General features: G+C 53.2%; 13 protein-coding genes. 9 read left to right on the forward strand and 4 right to left on the reverse strand.

Annotated elements, in window-relative coordinates:
- The first annotated feature begins 392 nt into the window (after window positions 1-392).
- From C0623_08305 to C0623_08330, 6 genes are all read left to right on the forward strand, one after another.
- Window positions 393-1,976 (forward strand): peptide chain release factor 3, encoded by a 1,584-nt coding sequence (locus C0623_08305; GenBank protein PLX99802.1) that lies wholly within the window; start codon window positions 393-395, stop codon window positions 1,974-1,976.
- 155 nt (window positions 1,977-2,131) lie between these two features.
- On the forward strand, window positions 2,132-3,223 hold the full coding sequence (locus tag C0623_08310) for a pyridine nucleotide-disulfide oxidoreductase (protein ID PLX99803.1): 1,092 nt from the start codon (window positions 2,132-2,134) through the stop codon (window positions 3,221-3,223).
- Between the two features lie 632 nt (window positions 3,224-3,855).
- Entirely contained in the window at window positions 3,856-4,110 is a 255-nt protein-coding gene (locus C0623_08315; protein ID PLX99804.1) for a DUF4212 domain-containing protein, read from the forward strand.
- Between the two features lie 15 nt (window positions 4,111-4,125).
- Window positions 4,126-5,958 (forward strand): cation acetate symporter, encoded by a 1,833-nt coding sequence (locus C0623_08320; protein PLX99805.1) that lies wholly within the window; start codon window positions 4,126-4,128, stop codon window positions 5,956-5,958.
- A gap of 156 nt (window positions 5,959-6,114) precedes the next feature.
- On the forward strand, window positions 6,115-6,507 hold the full coding sequence (locus tag C0623_08325; protein ID PLX99806.1) for a hypothetical protein: 393 nt from the start codon (window positions 6,115-6,117) through the stop codon (window positions 6,505-6,507).
- A gap of 138 nt (window positions 6,508-6,645) precedes the next feature.
- Window positions 6,646-8,559 carry a cyclic nucleotide-binding protein gene (locus C0623_08330; GenBank protein PLX99807.1) on the forward strand — a complete coding sequence of 638 codons (1,914 nt, stop codon included), beginning with the start codon at window positions 6,646-6,648 and terminating at the stop codon, window positions 8,557-8,559.
- Between the two features lie 58 nt (window positions 8,560-8,617).
- On the opposite strand, the gene C0623_08335 is transcribed toward C0623_08330, so the two are convergent.
- Both C0623_08335 and C0623_08340 read right to left on the reverse strand, forming a co-directional pair.
- Window positions 8,618-9,091, reverse strand: a complete 474-nt coding sequence (locus C0623_08335; protein PLX99808.1) for a PaaI family thioesterase — start codon at window positions 9,089-9,091, stop codon at window positions 8,618-8,620.
- A gap of 8 nt (window positions 9,092-9,099) precedes the next feature.
- Window positions 9,100-10,953 (reverse strand): hypothetical protein, encoded by a 1,854-nt coding sequence (locus C0623_08340; GenBank protein ID PLX99809.1) that lies wholly within the window; start codon window positions 10,951-10,953, stop codon window positions 9,100-9,102.
- Window positions 10,954-11,280: 327 nt separating this feature from the next.
- Between C0623_08340 and C0623_08345 the strand changes: the two genes are divergently transcribed.
- From C0623_08345 to C0623_08355, 3 genes are all read left to right on the forward strand, one after another.
- The gene (locus tag C0623_08345; protein PLX99810.1) at window positions 11,281-12,063 is read left to right on the forward strand and encodes a nucleotide-binding protein; all 783 of its coding nucleotides are present in this window, start codon (window positions 11,281-11,283) and stop codon (window positions 12,061-12,063) included.
- 169 nt (window positions 12,064-12,232) lie between these two features.
- Window positions 12,233-12,607, forward strand: coding sequence for a hypothetical protein (locus C0623_08350; protein ID PLX99811.1), 375 nt, complete (start codon window positions 12,233-12,235; stop codon window positions 12,605-12,607).
- A 2-nt stretch (window positions 12,608-12,609) separates the two neighbouring features.
- A complete protein-coding gene (locus C0623_08355) occupies window positions 12,610-13,293 on the forward strand; it encodes a hypothetical protein (GenBank protein ID PLX99812.1) in 684 nt (227 codons plus the stop codon).
- 71 nt (window positions 13,294-13,364) lie between these two features.
- Here the strand turns inward: C0623_08355 and C0623_08360 are convergent, their stop codons facing one another.
- Entirely contained in the window at window positions 13,365-14,600 is a 1,236-nt protein-coding gene (locus C0623_08360; GenBank protein ID PLX99813.1) for a transglycosylase, read from the reverse strand.
- A gap of 42 nt (window positions 14,601-14,642) precedes the next feature.
- Window positions 14,643-16,835, reverse strand: a complete 2,193-nt coding sequence (priA, locus tag C0623_08365) for a primosomal protein N' (protein ID PLX99814.1) — start codon at window positions 16,833-16,835, stop codon at window positions 14,643-14,645.
- Window positions 16,836-16,840: the final 5 nt, after the last annotated feature.

A 16,840-nucleotide genomic window follows, 5' to 3' on the forward strand; every position in this document is an offset into this window, starting at 1 on the left:
AGCCCCCTGCAAGGGAGCCGTTTTCTGCATACTCTTTTATGGCTCAATAAAAGAGTATGGCGGAGTGCGCGGCCGCGACCGCGCGGTTCTTCCTGTCTTTGTTCTTCAGGTCAGGGGGACACTTCCCTGTACTTCGTGTAGTGTCCCCACCTGACTGTGTCTCCATCCAACCAGTCAAGGTCGCTGGTATCGAACGGCGGGCTCCTGATTCTTCTTGCTTGTCCTGAGCCAGCTTAAGGGTGAGTCTAATGCTGTATTCACTCTAATCGGGGAAGAACCTTTTTCTTTAGCCGCCCAAACCCTATCTTAACAATTGACCTGAGCGAAGAAGGTACTGTATCATCCGGCGTTTGTTAAACCGCAATCAAATGAACGACCATTGAGGAACAGTTTTGAGCAACCTGAAAAAGGAAATCGCCCGGCGCAGGACGTTCGGCATCATCAGTCATCCGGATGCCGGGAAGACCACTCTGACCGAAAAGCTACTGCTCTTTGGCGGAGCGATCCAGATGGCCGGCGCAGTCAAGGCTCGGAAAGCGGCCCGACATGCCACCAGTGACTGGATGGCGATGGAACAGGAACGCGGCATTTCAGTCACTACATCGGTGATGAAATTCCACTACCGCGACTTTGAAGTCAACCTGCTCGACACCCCGGGCCACCAGGATTTTTCCGAAGACACCTACCGGGTTCTGACAGCGGTCGATTCGGCCTTGATGGTAATCGATTCGGCCAAGGGGGTTGAGCCACAGACCGAAAAATTGATGGAGGTCTGCCGGATGCGCAACACACCGGTCATCACCTTCATTAACAAGCTCGACCGTGAGGGACAGGACCCGCTCGACCTGCTCTCCGATATCGAGGAGAAACTGCAGATTGAATGTGCCCCCCTCGCCTGGCCGATCGGTATGGGCAAACGTTTCAAGGGAGTCTACAACCTGTACAAAAAACAACTTAATCTTTTCACCCCTGGCGCCGAAACCCGCGAGCAGGAGATCATCACCATCGAAAACATCGACGATCCGAAGCTCGATGAGCTTCTCGGTTCACAGGCCGAGGAGCTGCGTGACGACATCGAACTGCTTGAAGGTGCTGCCAACCCGTTCAACCTCGATGACTATCTCAAGGCTCACCAGACACCGGTATTTTTCGGCAGTGCAATCAACAACTTTGGCGTTCAGGAGATGCTCGATGCTTTCGTCGAGCTGGCGCCGGCGCCGATCCCGCGTGCAGCCGCTAGCCGGGAAGTCAAGCCGGACGAGGAATCCTTCTCCGGGTTTGTCTTCAAGATTCAGGCGAATATGGACCCGGCGCATCGCGACCGGATTGCCTTTTTGCGGATTTGCTCGGGTAAATACACGCGCGGCATGAAAGTCAGGCATCACCGGATCGGTCGCGACGTCACCTTCCCGAACGCGACGATCTTTATGGCCCAGGATCGGCATAATGTTGAAGAGGCCTTTCCGGGCGACATCATCGGTATCCATAATCATGGCACCGTCAAGATCGGCGACACCTTCACCAGCAAGGAAGAATTGAAGTTTACCGGCATCCCGAACTTTGCTCCGGAACACTTCCGCCGGGTCCGCCTGAAGAACCCGCTCAAGGTCAAGCAGCTCGACAAGGGTCTGACCCAACTCGCCGAGGAAGGAGCGGTCCAGGTTTTCCGGCCTTTAATCGGCGCCGACTGGATCCTCGGTGCGGTCGGTGTGCTCCAGTTTGATGTCACGATGGCCCGCCTGAAAGATGAATACGGGGTCGACGCCGTCTATGAGCCGGTCGAATATGCAACCGCCCGCTGGATTGATGCTGAAGACCCCAAAAAGCTCGACGAGTTCCGTCGGAAGAACGAAATGGCCCTGGCCTATGATGCCGAAGGAAATCTTGCCTACCTCGCTTCCAGCGACTGGCGGCTCGGTCATGTCGCCGAGCAATGGCCCGACATCATCTTTAACAAAACCCGGGAGCATGCTTAAGATCAGTAGTCAGTAGTCAGTAGTCAGAATACAGTCTTAATTATTTCTTGTTTACAATTTATAGCTTACAGCTATAGCCCACACCTTCCCTATTGACAGAACCATCACGATCGCTATCCTCGAATAAACTGATTTTATTCGGGAGTTTTTGATTTATGGGGAAGCACCTCGTTCTGGTTGGTGGTGGTCACGCCCATCTGACAACCCTGCAAAACCTGAAAAAGTTGACCGGCCGTGGTCATCGCGTCACCCTGGTCAGCTCATCGCCTTTCCATGATTATTCCGGAATGGGCCCCGGCCTGCTCTCCGGCCAATACAGCCTGCATGAACTCCGATTTAATATTTTCCGAATGGCCGTAAATGGCGGTGCCGAATTTATCGAAGCGTCCGCCACCAGGCTCGATCCGGACAAAAAGGAACTGCACCTCAGTAATGGCTCCGCGCTCGCCTACGATGTCATTTCCTTCAACACCGGCAGTCACGTCACCCTGGAGATTCCGAAATCAGCTCTCGGACAGACGGTTTTTCCGGTGAAACCGATTGCCAACCTTTTCCATGCCCGCGAGAAAATTCTGAGTCACAAGAAGACCCCGGGCGAGCGTCTCACCCTCCTGGTTGTCGGTGGAGGACCGGCCGGCTGTGAAATCGTCGGCAACCTTCAGGAACTGATCAAAAAAGAGAACATTCAGGCAGATATTGTCGTTGCCGCCGGCAGTCAACTCCTGGACAAGCAATCACAAGCTTTCAGGAACCGGACCAGGTTACTTCTGGCGCAAGAGCCGCTTCAACTGCTTGAGGGCGTCCGGGTCACCACACTCGGTAAGAATGAAGCCAAACTTGATGACGGCCGCCACATCGAGTTTGATTACGCTTTTATCGCCAGCGGCATCACCGCATCCGCGCCGGTTCCGGCGGATGGACTCATCGTCAACAGCTTTCTCCAGTCACCAAAATTCCCCGAGCTGTTCGGTGGCGGTGATTGTATCAGCTTCGAGAAGCAACCGCTCGACAAGGTCGGAGTTTACGCGGTCCGGCAAAACCCGATCCTGTACCACAATCTGCTCGCCTCTCTGGAAAACCGGAAGTTCAAAGCATTCATCCCGCAAAAAAATTACCTGCTGATTCTCAACCTCGGACTGAATCGCGCCATTGCCTTACGGAACAAAATGATCTGGTCCGGCGGCTTCGTAAAACTTCTGAAATCATTCATTGACCGGAAATTCGTAAAAAAATTTCAACTCGGCTGAACCATCAACCGCCAGAAACCCAGTTGAACATCGCTGTAAAACCGCTACGTTTCGGTAGACGAAACAACGTCTCATTTTAACCTTGCAATTTTAAAACATTATTTTATAATGACACCACTATCGTTATTTTGAGCTTTTTCCTGAAGCGGAATATTGGTGTTTGCAAATGTATATAAAACTTTATTTTAAATGCAAAGAGACAAAAAATAAAAACATAACTTATTGATATAACGTATTTTTTATTTTTTAGACGACTCAGGAATCAATATTATGGTTGACAAGAATAAAACACTGCATTATCTTCATCGTCCAAAAGCAGTTCGCTGTTTTATTCTTGACATTATCCGGGAAAGCCTAGAAATCGGCGACCGCAGAAAACAACCCGGAGTGGAGAAACCAGGGAGGATTTCCGGCGACACCTGATCGAAACCGGCACTATTTAAGTCAGGGTGGTCAGGGTTTGCAGAAATCTTTCCGGTTGCAGGTTGTAAAAACAAAACGACCTGATATAACAGATAAGGTAATTGCGGGACACATCTCGCAGAAGGTACGGCTAGTTCGGCAATAGCGCAGGACTCACTTTTCGCGTTCGGAAGTAAGGACGTCTTATTAATTGAGAGGAGGATTTTTTTATGGCACACGATGAAAAAGGTTATTGGAAGGCCACTCTGGGTCTGATCAGGAACATCCTGATCGTCTGGTTTATCGTATCCTATGGCTGCGGTATCCTGTTTGCACCGGCACTCAACAGCATCAGCGTTGGTGGGTATCCGTTGGGCTTCTGGTTCGCCCAGCAAGGTGCGATGTACGTTTTCGTTGCTCTGATCTTCATTTACGCCAAGTTAATGGGGAAGATCGACGAAAAATTTGATGTTCAAGAGCAATAAAGGAGGAATAAAGTAATGGATCTTCAAACAACCACTTATATCATTGTCGGTCTTTCCTTCGCGCTCTACATCGGAATTGCGATCTGGGCTCGCGCAGGAAGCACCAAAGAATTTTATGTAGCCGGCGGCGGTGTCCACCCGGTTATCAACGGTATGGCAACCGGCGCTGACTGGATGTCGGCAGCGTCCTTTATCTCGATGGCTGGCCTCATCGCCAACATGGGCTACGGCGGCGCGCTCTTCCTCATGGGCTGGACCGGCGGCTACGTCCTTCTGGCAATGCTGCTTGCCCCGTACCTGCGGAAATTCGGCAAATTTACCGTTCCCCAGTTCTTCGGCACCCGCTATTACTCCAAGGGCGCCAGTACGGTTGCGGTTATGTGTCTGCTCGCCGCTTCGACGACCTACATCATCGGCCAGATGACCGGCGTCGGGGTTGCCTTCTCGCGCTTCCTCGGTGTTTCGAACACATCCGGTATCTTTATCGGCATGGGTATCGTTTTCGCCTACGCCGTCTTCGGCGGCATGAAAGGCATCACCTACACCCAGGTTGCCCAGTACTGTGTTCTGATTCTCGCCTACACGGTTCCGGCAGTCTTTATCTCGCTGCAACTCACCGGCAACCCGCTGCCGCAGCTCGGCCTCGGTTCCGACATGGCCGGCAGCAACATGTACCTGCTCGAAAAGCTTGACCTGATCGTTACCGACCTCGGTTTCGGCAAGTACACGACCCAGATGCCGGGCAGCATGCTCAACATGTTTGTTTACACGGTTTCCCTGATGATCGGTACGGCTGGTCTGCCGCACGTCATCATCCGCTTCTTCACCGTTCCGAAGGTTAAGGACGCACGTTCCTCGGCTGGCTGGGCACTGGTCTTCATCGCGATCCTCTACACCACGGCTCCTGCCGTTGCTGCAATGGCCCGCATGAACCTGCACACCACCGTTAACAAGGCCTTTGTCGGCGCCGAAATCGGCGATGTTTTCGCCCCTGAAAACAGCATCATGTACGATGAGCGTCCCGACTGGATGAAGCGTTGGGAAGTCACCGGTCTGCTCAAATGGAAAGACGCCAACGGTGATGGCCGTATCCAGTACTTCAACCAAAAGTCCAAAAATGCCGAGTTTGTTGCCAAGGCCAAGAATGCTGGCTGGGTAGATTCAGAAGGCAACCTGGCCAGCGAACTGACGGTTAACCGCGACATCATGGTTCTCGCCAACCCGGAAATCGCGCTGCTGCCGAACTGGGTTATCGCCCTGGTTGCTGCCGGTGGTCTCGCTGCTGCACTCTCGACCGCAGCCGGCCTGCTCCTGGCAATTTCCTCAGCGATCTCGCATGACCTTCTGAAAGAGAAGTGGATGCCTGACATGAGCGAAAAAGCTGAACTGATGGCTGGTAAGATTGCCATGGCATGTGCCATTATCGTCGCCGGTTATCTTGGTCTTAACCCGCCGGGTTTCGCCGCCGGTACCGTTGCGATCGCCTTCGGTCTGGCCGCATCCTCGATCTTCCCGGCACTGATGATGGGCATCTTCAGCAAGACGATGAACAAGCAGGGCGCCATGGCCGGCATGCTCGCCGGTATCGGCATCACCATGCTCTACGTCTTCGCTCACAAGGGCCTGTTCTTCATCAAGGGCACCGAGTTCCTCGGCCTCTTCGGCGGCAAAGCGAACTTCTTCTTCGGCATCTCGCAGAACGCCTTTGGTGCAATCGGCGCGCTGATTAACTTCATAGTTGCCTTCGCAGTCAAGAACATGACTGAGCCGGTTCCGGCCGACATCGCAGCCATGGTCGAAGACGTTCGTATCCCGCGTGGATCAAAAGAAGTTGATGGTGCCCACTAAACAAACTTTACTGATTTTATTAGAATGACTGGTTTCATTGCCCCGCCAGCGCTGCTGGCGGGGTTTCTTTTCAGATTTCCCTTGATTTGTCGTCTTTTGTTCGGGTACAACTGATGCGCTTTCACCCCGAATTAATCTTCCTGTCTGGAGTTGATCATGGTACTTGATGTTGGCGTTGCGGTAAAATTGATGTTGTTTATTGCCCTGTTCCCGATGGCTTTTTTCTGGCTGCGGCGAGCTTACCGGATTTTCATCAAAAAAGATTACTCCGACGTCGCCCTGAAACGGGGAGAGTCACCGGCCGACCCAAAAAAATGGGCAAAAGTAGTCGGCATCCTTAACCTTCTCACCGGAGGGTGTGCCGCATGGATCATCCTGGCGATTTTTTCCTGGGGTGCTTTCGGCATCAGACTCGGCCTTTCAATGGAGTATGACACCTGGAGCGCCATCGCCGGCTCGACCATCTGGATCAAGATTTTTGCCGACTACATCATCAAAACCCAGGCCCACCCTTTCAAATTCGGGCGGAACAAAAAAGCCGAGAAGTAATCGTTCGGTCCGGACTGTTGCGCTTGCCATTTTGTTCGATATCCCTTTTTTCCAAAGCTTTGTTATGCTATCGTTCTTGATGATGTCCGGCCTGCGGACATTTAGCTTCTGCCATTTCAAAACGTCCGGGAGCACAATATGGGTCTGACCAGACAGCTGAGGGATACCGAACCGTTCAAACACCTGCCGGAAGAGGTTTATGAAGACCTGAACCAGGCCTCTGAAGTCCGGAAATTCCCACCCCACACTCACATATTCAACCAGGACGACACACCGACCGGATATCTCTATGTCATCAAACAGGGGGTTGTCGAAATTGTTGCCCTGACTCCCGGCGGCGGTGAAATGATCGTCGATTACCGGAATGAAGGTTCCTTTTTTGGCGGCACCCCGGTGTTCACAAGCGAAGGCTATACGGCCGGAGCCCGAACCGCTTCGGAAACAGAATGCTACCTGATTCCGGAAGACATCCTGATCAAGATAGACAATCGATACCCGCAGATTACCGAATATTTCAACAAGGCCCTTTACTCCCGGGTTCGCAGCCTCTACTCCGAGATGGTCAACGATCACTCACAGAAGGCGCTCACCCAGATGGAGGCCTATCCGTTCCAGAAGCGACTTTCCGAAATCATGTCATCGCCGGTTGAGACCTGCGACTTGAGCACCCCGGTCCGCTCAATCGCCCAGCGGATGACCCTGCGCGGCATCGGTGCGATCATGGTCACCGACGACAGCAACAAACCGATTGGCATCATCACCGAACGCGATCTCGTCTCCAAGGTGTTGGCGCGCGAAGATGCCGAAATCAAAAAAACAGTTGCCAGCGATGTCATGACGGCCAACCCGCACTCGATGTCGCCTGATACCTACATGTACGAAGCAACAACCTTCATGATGGCTCATAAAATAAAGCACATGCCGATCATGGAGGGTAATGTAATTGTCGGAATCGTAACCATGCAGGATCTGATGCGGTTCCGGAGCCAGAAGTCGATGCTTCTGGTCGGCAATGTTAAGAACGCGAAAACGATCGAAGAGCTGGTGTCGGCCCGCAAGGAAATCGTCAAAGTCGCGCGCGCCCTGATGAGCGAGACCCGTTCCGCATTTGAAACAATGGAAATTCTTTCCTATGTTCACCACCGTTTGTTGCAGCGATGTTATGAGATCGTGCTCGAAGAGGCCGAGGACGAGGGGTTAAGCCCTCCGGATATCCGCTTTTGCCTGATGATAATGGGGAGCGGCGGCCGCAAGGAGATGTTGCTCAATCCGGACCAGGATAATGGTTTTATTTACGAGAATTTCCCCGACGAGAAACAGGCCGAGGTCGATGCCTTTTTCGTTCCATTTTCAGAACGACTGGTCACCGCTTTTGAGAAAATTGGCTATCCGCTCTGCAATGGCGAGGTGATGGTCAACAATCCGCTCTGGCGCGGCCGTCTCTGCGACTGGCAAAAGAGGCTTGCCGGCTGGTTTGGCCAACCGGCTCCGAAGAGCGTCATGTACTCGACGATTTTCCTCGACTTCCATCCCCTTGTCGGCGAAGCATCCCTCTGCAGCGACTTACATGACATCGTACATAGCGAGCTTCGAAACAACCCGGGATTTTTCTATTATATGGTTGAGAATGATCTCAAGCACAAACCACCGGTCGGCATTATCAAGAAGTTTGTTCTCGAGAAAGACAAGGAACACAAGGGTGAACTCTCCCTTAAACAGTCCGGGTCGGTCTTTATCGTCGACTGTGTGCGCATGTTCCTGCTCGAGCAGGGAATCGATGCGATCACCACAATTGAACGCCTTGACAAGCTGGTTGAGTTGGAAATCTTCAATCAGGAAACCGCTGAACATCTCAAGGCAGCGCTTGAATCATTTACCTTCTTGCGCTTACGCCATGAAGTAGCGTTGATTGAACAGGGCGAAAAACCGACCCACTATATCGACCCTTACTCCCTTCCAAAGAACGAGCAGGATCTGCTTCAGGAAGCCTTTCGGGCCGCAGCGAAATTGCAGGATTCGACCCGGCGGCATTTCGGTCAGGGTATCCTCTGAAAATCAGCCTCCTGACCCGGCCCCCGGAAGCATCTCCTCCTGCCTGAGGACGCGGCATTCAGCTTTTCAGAATATTGATACAGAGGCAGTCTGCCTCGGCAAAGACCGTTCCGACGGCATCGACTATGCGGCCGTGGACGGTTATCTTGCGTCCCTCGACCTTGATTATTTCACTTTCAACCTGCATAACGGTCAGCAATGGCAGTAACTGACGGAACTGGATACTGAGCGTACCAACAACGACCTGATGGCCGGCGGCCCAGGCAGCCAGACCGAGAACCTCGTCCAGAACGGCCGCCATCGCACCACCATGAGCATGCCCGGGCGGACCTTCCGTCTCCGGACCGAACCAGGCGCGGGCAACAAGGCTGCCACCTTCATCCTTGTAGTAACGGACGCGAAAACGATCCCCCTCCGGATCTCCGGAGACAAATCGGAGAGAATTCCCGACCAGACTCGGCGCATCAAAAGGTGTCCATTCCGATTCTCCCTGCAGGTCAAAATCTACAGAACCATTTGCTGACACGATCATTCCCCACTTTAATTGATTGATTGCGCACCTTTATTCGGCAGGTGTACCGCTACTGTCGTCCCCTCACCAAAACGGCTGCTCACCTCAATATCGCCACCATGTAAATCGATAATATGCTTGGTGATACTCATGCCAAGGCCGAGACCCTGACGCGCAGTATCGGTCTGATCGACCCGGTAGAATTTATCGAAAATGTGTTCAATCTGTTCAGCCGTCATGCCAAGGCCCTGATCAGCAATAGCGAAACGGCAAGACCCCGCTTCTTTTTTGCATTCAACCCGGATATCGCCTCCAGCAGGAGAATACTTGACGGCATTACTGAGAAGGTTTTCCAGCACTTGTTCAATCCGAACCGGGTCGGCATACAGGGTGCAATTCCGACATTCGCTTTCAAGAATAAATTCATGCTTAATGCTTGACTGGCGATAAACATCAACCAGGCGTTCGAGAACCATACTGAGATCAAACTCGACCCGGGAAATTGATATCTCATAGCCGGCCTCAATTCTGCTGACATCGAGAAGGTCATCGACAATTCGCGACAGTGATTCTGCCTTCCGGTATATGTAGTCGAGAAATTCCGTGCGCTGTTCCTCTTTCAATTGAGCCGCTGTTTCACTGACCAACAGTTCCGAATACCCCATAATCGATGCAAGAGGAGTCATCAATTCGTGGGCCGCCATAGCCAGAAAATCCCGTTTCATGTAATCAATCTGGCGCTCAACAGTCACATCCTGAAGCAAAACAACAGAACCAAGAACCTGCCCGCCCCGATCACTAAATACCGAGGATCGGGCCTGTAAAATCCGGGGCCGCTCCGGAGCCGGGCGAGCGATTTCAAAATCGATGTTTTTACTCCCGGAAGAAGACAGGGCCTCGGATAAAACGTCACGAAGAGATTCTGACATCCCGATTTCATGGATCGACTTTCCTACTGCTTGCGAATGAGAAACACCGACCAGAAGTTCGGCCTGATGATTCATCAAAACAACGCTTTCGGTCTGATCAACAACCAGAATGCCATCTTTCACCGACCGGACAATGCCATCAACCTTATCCTTGGCGGCCTCCATGTCGATTAATGCTTCCGACAATGCCGACTGCGCTAGAGTTTTCTCTGCTACCTCATCATTCAGGTTCTCATTGAGACGCATTAACTCCCCGGTTCTTTCAGCAATTCTCTCTTCCAGTTCTTCATTGTTTTGTCGTAGTTCCTGCTCGGCCCTCACCCGGGCAACAATGGACTGATCGGCATGCCGGAGAGCGTAATAAAGCAATGACAGGAGCAGAAAAGAGACCAAACCAAGCATTACAATTGAATGATTAGTCAGGTCTTCGATGGCTTGACTACTGTGTGAAACATCATAATAGGTCTCGACTGCGCCATGAAATTCGCTGCCGAGCATTATCGGCACATAGGTTTCTACAAGATCGAATTTAACAATCTCCATTTCGGCGGTAAAACTATCCTTCTGAACCGTTTTGGAGTAAACCTTTCCAGCCGCAACCTGATTGTGGAAATAGTCATTTTTATTAATGTTACCAATTTCCTTAGGCAGGGTTGAGTACACAATTTTTCCGCCGGGATCAAAGACTCGCAACTTGATCAGAGCCTCATCCTGTTTGAAACGACCGACATCCTGACCAATCGAAGCAGGAATAGTCCCAACCTCAATCGGCTGATTTTTAAGATCATGTGAACGAACCAGAAAAGAGACGTATCTGATCGCTTCGTCTTCAGCATTTTCAATCAGGAGTTCACGATAGTCAGGATGAATAACGAAATAGACATAAAGCAACAACGATACGGAAAGCAGCAGAGCCGCATAAAAGATATTATTTAAAGTGCGTGTTTTCAGCATGACCTAAGCTTACCCCTCCAACAAAAAAAATCCGGTAAAAACAGACCCTTAGAATGTAGCAATTATCATTCCAGATCGAAATCAGTCGACAACCGGCGCAAAGAGTTACATGTTACACTTTCTGGCCCACAAAACTGTGGGAAATAACGGTTAGCAATAGCGGGTTTTGCCGCTATCAACATGTCGGATATACGGATTATTGAGCCTGGAACAAGAAAACTGCAAGAAACATCTTGTCGGTGTCGCCCGAGCTGTGATAGCTTTCGCAATCGGACACTATCTAATCGCGCCTGCCTGAAAGGCGACGACAGCAAACGGAGGTTTACCGTGAAAAACGTATGGACTCTTATTCTCGCCGGAATTCTGGCTCTGGCCATTACCGGCTGCAAGAACGAAACACCAAAACAGGAAACAACACCATCTACTCAGCCAACGGCAACACAACCTGCGGCAACCGGAAAAACCGGAACCGTTGTGGAAACCATGAATTCCGGTGGATACACATATATTCAGTTTGACACGGGAACAGAGAAAATCTGGGCGGCAGCGCCGGAGGTTGCCGTCAATGTCGGTGACCCGGTCATCGTCCCCGATGGCATGCCAATGAAAGACTACACCAGCAAAACGCTGGAACGGACTTTTGACGTCCTCTATTTTGTCGACAACATCGTCGTCGGTGGCGCCACAGCCGGAGCCGCTGGTGAAGGCCTGCCGGAAGGCCACCCGGATCCCGCCGCCATGCAGGGCGCTGAGGATCACAGCCGACCGGAGGTTGCAAAGAGCGACCTTGACATGTCTGGTCTGAGCAAACCTGAAGGCGGCAAAACCGTCGGTGAAATTTTTGCGGAAAAAGACAAATTAGCGGGCCAGGCGGTAACTATCCGCGCCAAGGTTGCCAAGTTCAGCCCGGAGATTATGGGCACTAACTGGCTCCACCTTCAGGATGGCACCGGCGAAGCCGGAACCGATGACCTGACAATAACCAGCCCGGTAACCGCCAATGTCGGTGATACGGTACTCGTCAAGGGGGTTGTCACCACAAACAAGGACTTCGGCTTCGGCTACAAATATGACGTTATCATTGAAAAAGCCGAGGTCACAATCGAATAGCTCCGGCGATCTTTCATCAAAAGCCCCGGCAAAAAAATGCCGGGGCTTTTTTGTTTCATCCTACTTTCAATTTTCAACTCACAATAACCACATAAACGAATCATCGGCTTGTGATTACATGGCCGCTTCAGCTACAATGTAGATGTCATAAAAAAAGGGGGAATGAAATATGCCTGTCAATGAACTGATTGAGCAACTGCAGCAGGGTAGCGGACTGGCCCGGGCCCGGGCAGCATCCGATCTCGGAAAACTCGGCAACACCGAGGCAGCCTCGCCTTTGCGGGCAGCGCTTGACGATAAAAACTCAACTGTGCGCAGTAATGCTGCCTTTGCCCTCGGTGAAATCGGCGATACGGTTGCGACGGGACAGTTGATCAAGCTACTGCAGGACGAAGACCAGTGGGTCAGAAAAAGCGCTGCCAAGGCGCTTGGTATCCTTCGGGCCAAGGAAGCGGAAGGGGCCCTGGAAAAAGCGCTCAACGATTCGTCCGAACAGGTTCAACGCAATGCCAGACGCAGCCTCGAAAAGATCAGGGAGGGCTGATCTTGACGCGCTTTCTTCTCTGCATCATCACTCTAGCTCTTTTTTCCGGCTCAGCCCAACCCGCCGGCGCAATTGTCAAGTACGTCGACGAAAACGGTCGAACAATTTTTGTTGACGACGAAAGCAAAATCCCGGCACGCTACCTGGACCGGACGCAAAAGCTGGAAGGTCTGCCCCAACTCTCGGAGAAAGAGAGAGTCGAACGGGCCGAAAGGCTGCGCAAGGCCCGGCAACGGCAGCGGAATGAACTTGACCGAAAAAGACAACAAAGAGCCAGGGAAGAGCTGCAAGAGAAGCTTGAAACGCCGATTGTCGTCCGCGGCCACCAGGTTTTGGTGCCGATTGAAGTCGGCTATGGTCAACAGAGTCTTGATGTCATGATGCTGCTTGACACCGGTGCTTCATCAACCGTATTTCACAATGATGCCCTGAAACGTCTCGGCATTCCGGAAGATGAAGGGCGGATCTCATACGCTTCGGGGGCGGGCGGCTACAAGATCAAAACCAGAAACATTCAATTCCGTTTTATCAAGGTCGGACCATTCAAGGTCGACCGAACGACCGCTTTTGTTATCAACAACCGCAATGGCGACCCCGGCTTTGATGGCTTTCTCGGAATGGATTTTCTCAGGTACATACCTTACGAGATTGACTTCGACCGGCAGATAATTCGCTGGCAACGCTAGGCCGCGCCCGGATAAGACTTTACGGTTCTTCAGCTAATCCGACCGCGACGCCGAACACTTGCCGTCGGCAGTCATCCACCCTCGCCAATATCGACTGAACTGGCAACATCTGCGCTTTCCTGGTCGGTTTCCCGCGGCAGCAGGACCCACATCTTGCCATCCTGCTTCATCCGCCCGGCGAGGGCTCCAGCCTCGTCGCCCATTCCCCAGAAAAAATCGGCCCGGACCTGCCCCTTGATTGCACCACCAGTATCCTGGGCGACCATCAGCTTCCGTAAAGGGCGGGGATCATACGGCCAGGTCGTTGACAGAAAAACAGGAGCCCCGAGCGGCACTGTACGCGGATCAACCGCCAGACTGACTTCCGGGGCAAGAGGAATGCCGAGCGACCCCGGAGGGCTCTGTACATCCGGTTCAAGTTCACGGAAAAAGATAAAACTCGGATTCTCGCCAAGCAGATCCCAAACCTGATCAGAATTCTCCCGAGCCCAGCGCCTGATATTCTGCATCGACATCTGGTTACGGGTCATTTCTCCCCGTTCGATCAGCAAGCGGCCGATAGAGCGGTAGGGATGACCGTTCTGCTCGGCATAATTGACCATGACCGACTTGCCATTTTCGAGTCGGATCCGGCCGGAACCCTGGATATGGAGAAAGAAGAGTTCCACCGGATCGTCAACCCAGAACAGTTCCTTCCCGGAGAGAGTCTCAACCCCCTGGTCAAGCTCGGCCCGGGTATAATACGGCACAACCCTGCGGCCCTCGACCCGGCCACGCAACCGGTAGGAACCAAGCTCCGGATAAACCTCTCGCAAATCAATCACCATAAGGTCATCGGGAACAGCATAGAGCGGATAGGCAAAACGTTCGGTCCGGATTCGACTGCCGTCAAGATCCGGTACGTAGTAGCCGGTAATCGTACCGGTATCACTGCCATCCTGGTTGCGGATCTTGTGCGGCACGAACCATTTCTCATAATACTGCATCAGTGTCGTGCCGCTTTTGGCCGGCAGTTCATCGGCCGCTTCGCAGGCGGCGGCCCATTCCTGCTTGCGCCGCAGCACCTGGCAGCTGTCGACGAAGGCTTCAAAGGATGCCAGCAGATCGACTCCCGGCCACCCGTCGATTTCATCCCAGCCGACCGGCTGCAGTGTTTCGACCGCTTCCGGCGGCGGCTCAATCGGCGTCGGCGGAACGGTGCAGGCCGTTACAACGACCAACCCCAGTCCGACAATGATCCTTTGCAACAGGATACGGATTTTCAATTCGGTCAAAATAATAACTCCCTGCAAAAAATGGTGACGCATTGAAGGGTATTGTACCCCGAGTCGCAAAGATAAGGAAACCTCTTACAACATGTCAACCGGATCAACATCAGTCGTAAGCCTGACCCCGGCCGGCATCTCTTTTGTCAATGGCCCAAGATACTGGAGCAGCCGATGCAGTGGCATCCGCGTTGCCGACTTGAGCAGGATCTGGTTCCGGGTTTTGCCCCGCAGCCGGGCCAACGGACATGGGGCCGGGCCGAGGACTTCGACCTCCCGGCCATAGTGCTGCAATCCGCCGACGAGAACCTCGCCGGCCCGGGCAACCTTCGTTTCGTCGTTTCCGGAAACGACCAGATTGACCAGGTAGCCGAAAGGTGGATAACCGAGCGGCTCTCGGCAGGTAATCTCGTGCTCGTAAAACGCTTTATAGTCATGTGCGGCCGCACACTGCAGAGCATAATGCTCCGGCGACCAGGTTTGGACCATGACGCGACCGGCTTTGTCACCACGGCCGGCCCGGCCGGCAACCTGAACCAGCAGTGAAAAGGTTCTTTCGGCGCTACGGAAATCGGGAAAGTTCAGGCTATTGTCGGCATCAACAACACCGACCAGGGTCACGTTGGGAAAATCATGCCCCTTGGCGACCATCTGGGTTCCGACCAGAATATCGACTTCGTTTGCCATCACCCGGTCAATCAGGCGTTGATGGGCACCCTTGGCGGTCGTCGTATCCCGATCCATTCGGGCAATCCGGCAATCCGGAAAATGTTTGCCGAGTTCATCCTCCAGCCGCTCGGTACCGGTTCCTTCCGGAAGCAGGTTGTGGCCGGCACAGCGCGGGCAGACATCGGGCGGCACCTGGTCGAAATCACAGTAGTGGCAGAGCAGCTTGCGGGCCGACTGGTGGTAGGTCAGGGTAATGGCACAATTGGGGCAGCGCAATCCGAAGCCACAATCGGAACAGATCAGGTAGGGTGCAAAACCGCGGCGATTGAGCAACAATAACACCTGTTCGCCCCGCTCAATATGATGCCCCAGAGCTTCGAGCATCGGGGGTGAAAGAGCCCCGCATGCCTCCTGCTCACGCATATCGATCATCTCGACATCCGGCAGCTTCCGCCCGGCGACCCGACCGCTCAGCGGCAGATAAAGCATCTCGTCAGTTCCGCAAGCCCGCCGATAAACCGGCAGTGACGGGGTTGCACTACCGAGCAGAACCAGTGAACCGGCAGCCTGACCGCGCAACAGGGCAAGATCACGGGCGTTGTAGCGAAATCCTTCCGATTGTTTGTAGCTCGATTCATGCTCTTCATCAACAACGATGACTCCGAGATTGTCACAGGGAGCAAAAACCGCCGAACGGGCGCCGATAACGATCTGCACCTCGTCTCTGGCAATACTGCGCCAGGCATCGTAACGTTCACCATCCGACAATCCCGAGTGGAGGACCGCCAGGACGATGTTGCGATGGGCAAACCGTGAGCGGAAGCGGCTGACCAGTTGCGGCGTCAGGGCAATTTCCGGGACCAGGACCAACGCCTGCCGTCCGGCCGCCACGGTCTCGGCTATGAGCCGAAGGTAAACTTCCGTCTTGCCACTACCGGTGACACCATGCAGCAAGGCCGCAGCAAAACTGTTTTCCCGTAATTTACTTAACAGCGCGTCAATTGCGACCTGTTGGCTGGTATCGGGAACCGGCTCAGTTTCATCGATGATCGGCACGTCGCGGAACGGGTCGCGGCTCCGTTCTATGTCACGAACACTGATCAGCCCTAATTCCTGAAGGCGCTCGAGGGCAGCATAGGGCGCATTGAAAACACTGCGCAGTTCACTCAGCTCGACCTCACCCTTTTCCCGAATCAGTGCCAGTAACTGCTGCTGTTTCCGACCACTCGGAGAATCCTCACCGGGGAGCGCCGTATAGACTTTTTCGTGGAGAATCCGGACATCGCTCCCCTTACCGGCAAGACCGGCCGGCAGGGCCGTACGGCATGCTTCGCCAAGAGGGTAACGGTAATAGGCAGCAGCTTTCCGGATAAATTCAGTCCAGCCGGAAGCAAAGAGGCGTTCTGTATCAAGTATTTCCTTGATCGGCTTCAGGCCCTCAATCGAACCTTCGGCAATAGCAAGAAGGTAGCCGGTTGCGGTGCGTCGACCAAGTGGAACCCGGACCCGGACCCCCGGAATCGCCGTCGCGATCAGTTCTTCCGGAACCTTGTAGGAGAGAGTCTTGTCAAGCGGTGCGGCCACCGCAACTTCGGCAACAGTCGCCATAACAA

Origin of the sequence: Desulfuromonas sp. (assembly GCA_002869615.1) — a bacterium.
Taxonomy (GTDB): domain Bacteria; phylum Desulfobacterota; class Desulfuromonadia; order Desulfuromonadales; family UBA2294; genus BM707.

Excerpts from the sequence above, each read along its gene's own strand:
- C0623_08315 (PLX99804.1), top strand. The coding sequence starts at position 3,856 with ATGGCACACGATGAAAAAGGTTATTGGAAGGCCACTCTGGGTCTGATC.
- C0623_08340 (PLX99809.1), bottom strand. The coding sequence starts at position 10,953 with ATGCTGAAAACACGCACTTTAAATAATATCTTTTATGCGGCTCTGCTG.
- C0623_08335 (PLX99808.1), bottom strand. The coding sequence starts at position 9,091 with ATGATCGTGTCAGCAAATGGTTCTGTAGATTTTGACCTGCAGGGAGAA.
- C0623_08310 (PLX99803.1), top strand. The coding sequence starts at position 2,132 with ATGGGGAAGCACCTCGTTCTGGTTGGTGGTGGTCACGCCCATCTGACA.
- C0623_08330 (PLX99807.1), top strand. The coding sequence starts at position 6,646 with ATGGGTCTGACCAGACAGCTGAGGGATACCGAACCGTTCAAACACCTG.
- C0623_08325 (PLX99806.1), top strand. The coding sequence starts at position 6,115 with ATGGTACTTGATGTTGGCGTTGCGGTAAAATTGATGTTGTTTATTGCC.
- C0623_08360 (PLX99813.1), bottom strand. The coding sequence starts at position 14,600 with ATGCGTCACCATTTTTTGCAGGGAGTTATTATTTTGACCGAATTGAAA.
- priA (PLX99814.1), bottom strand. The coding sequence starts at position 16,835 with ATGGCGACTGTTGCCGAAGTTGCGGTGGCCGCACCGCTTGACAAGACT.
- C0623_08320 (PLX99805.1), top strand. The coding sequence starts at position 4,126 with ATGGATCTTCAAACAACCACTTATATCATTGTCGGTCTTTCCTTCGCG.
- C0623_08350 (PLX99811.1), top strand. The coding sequence starts at position 12,233 with ATGCCTGTCAATGAACTGATTGAGCAACTGCAGCAGGGTAGCGGACTG.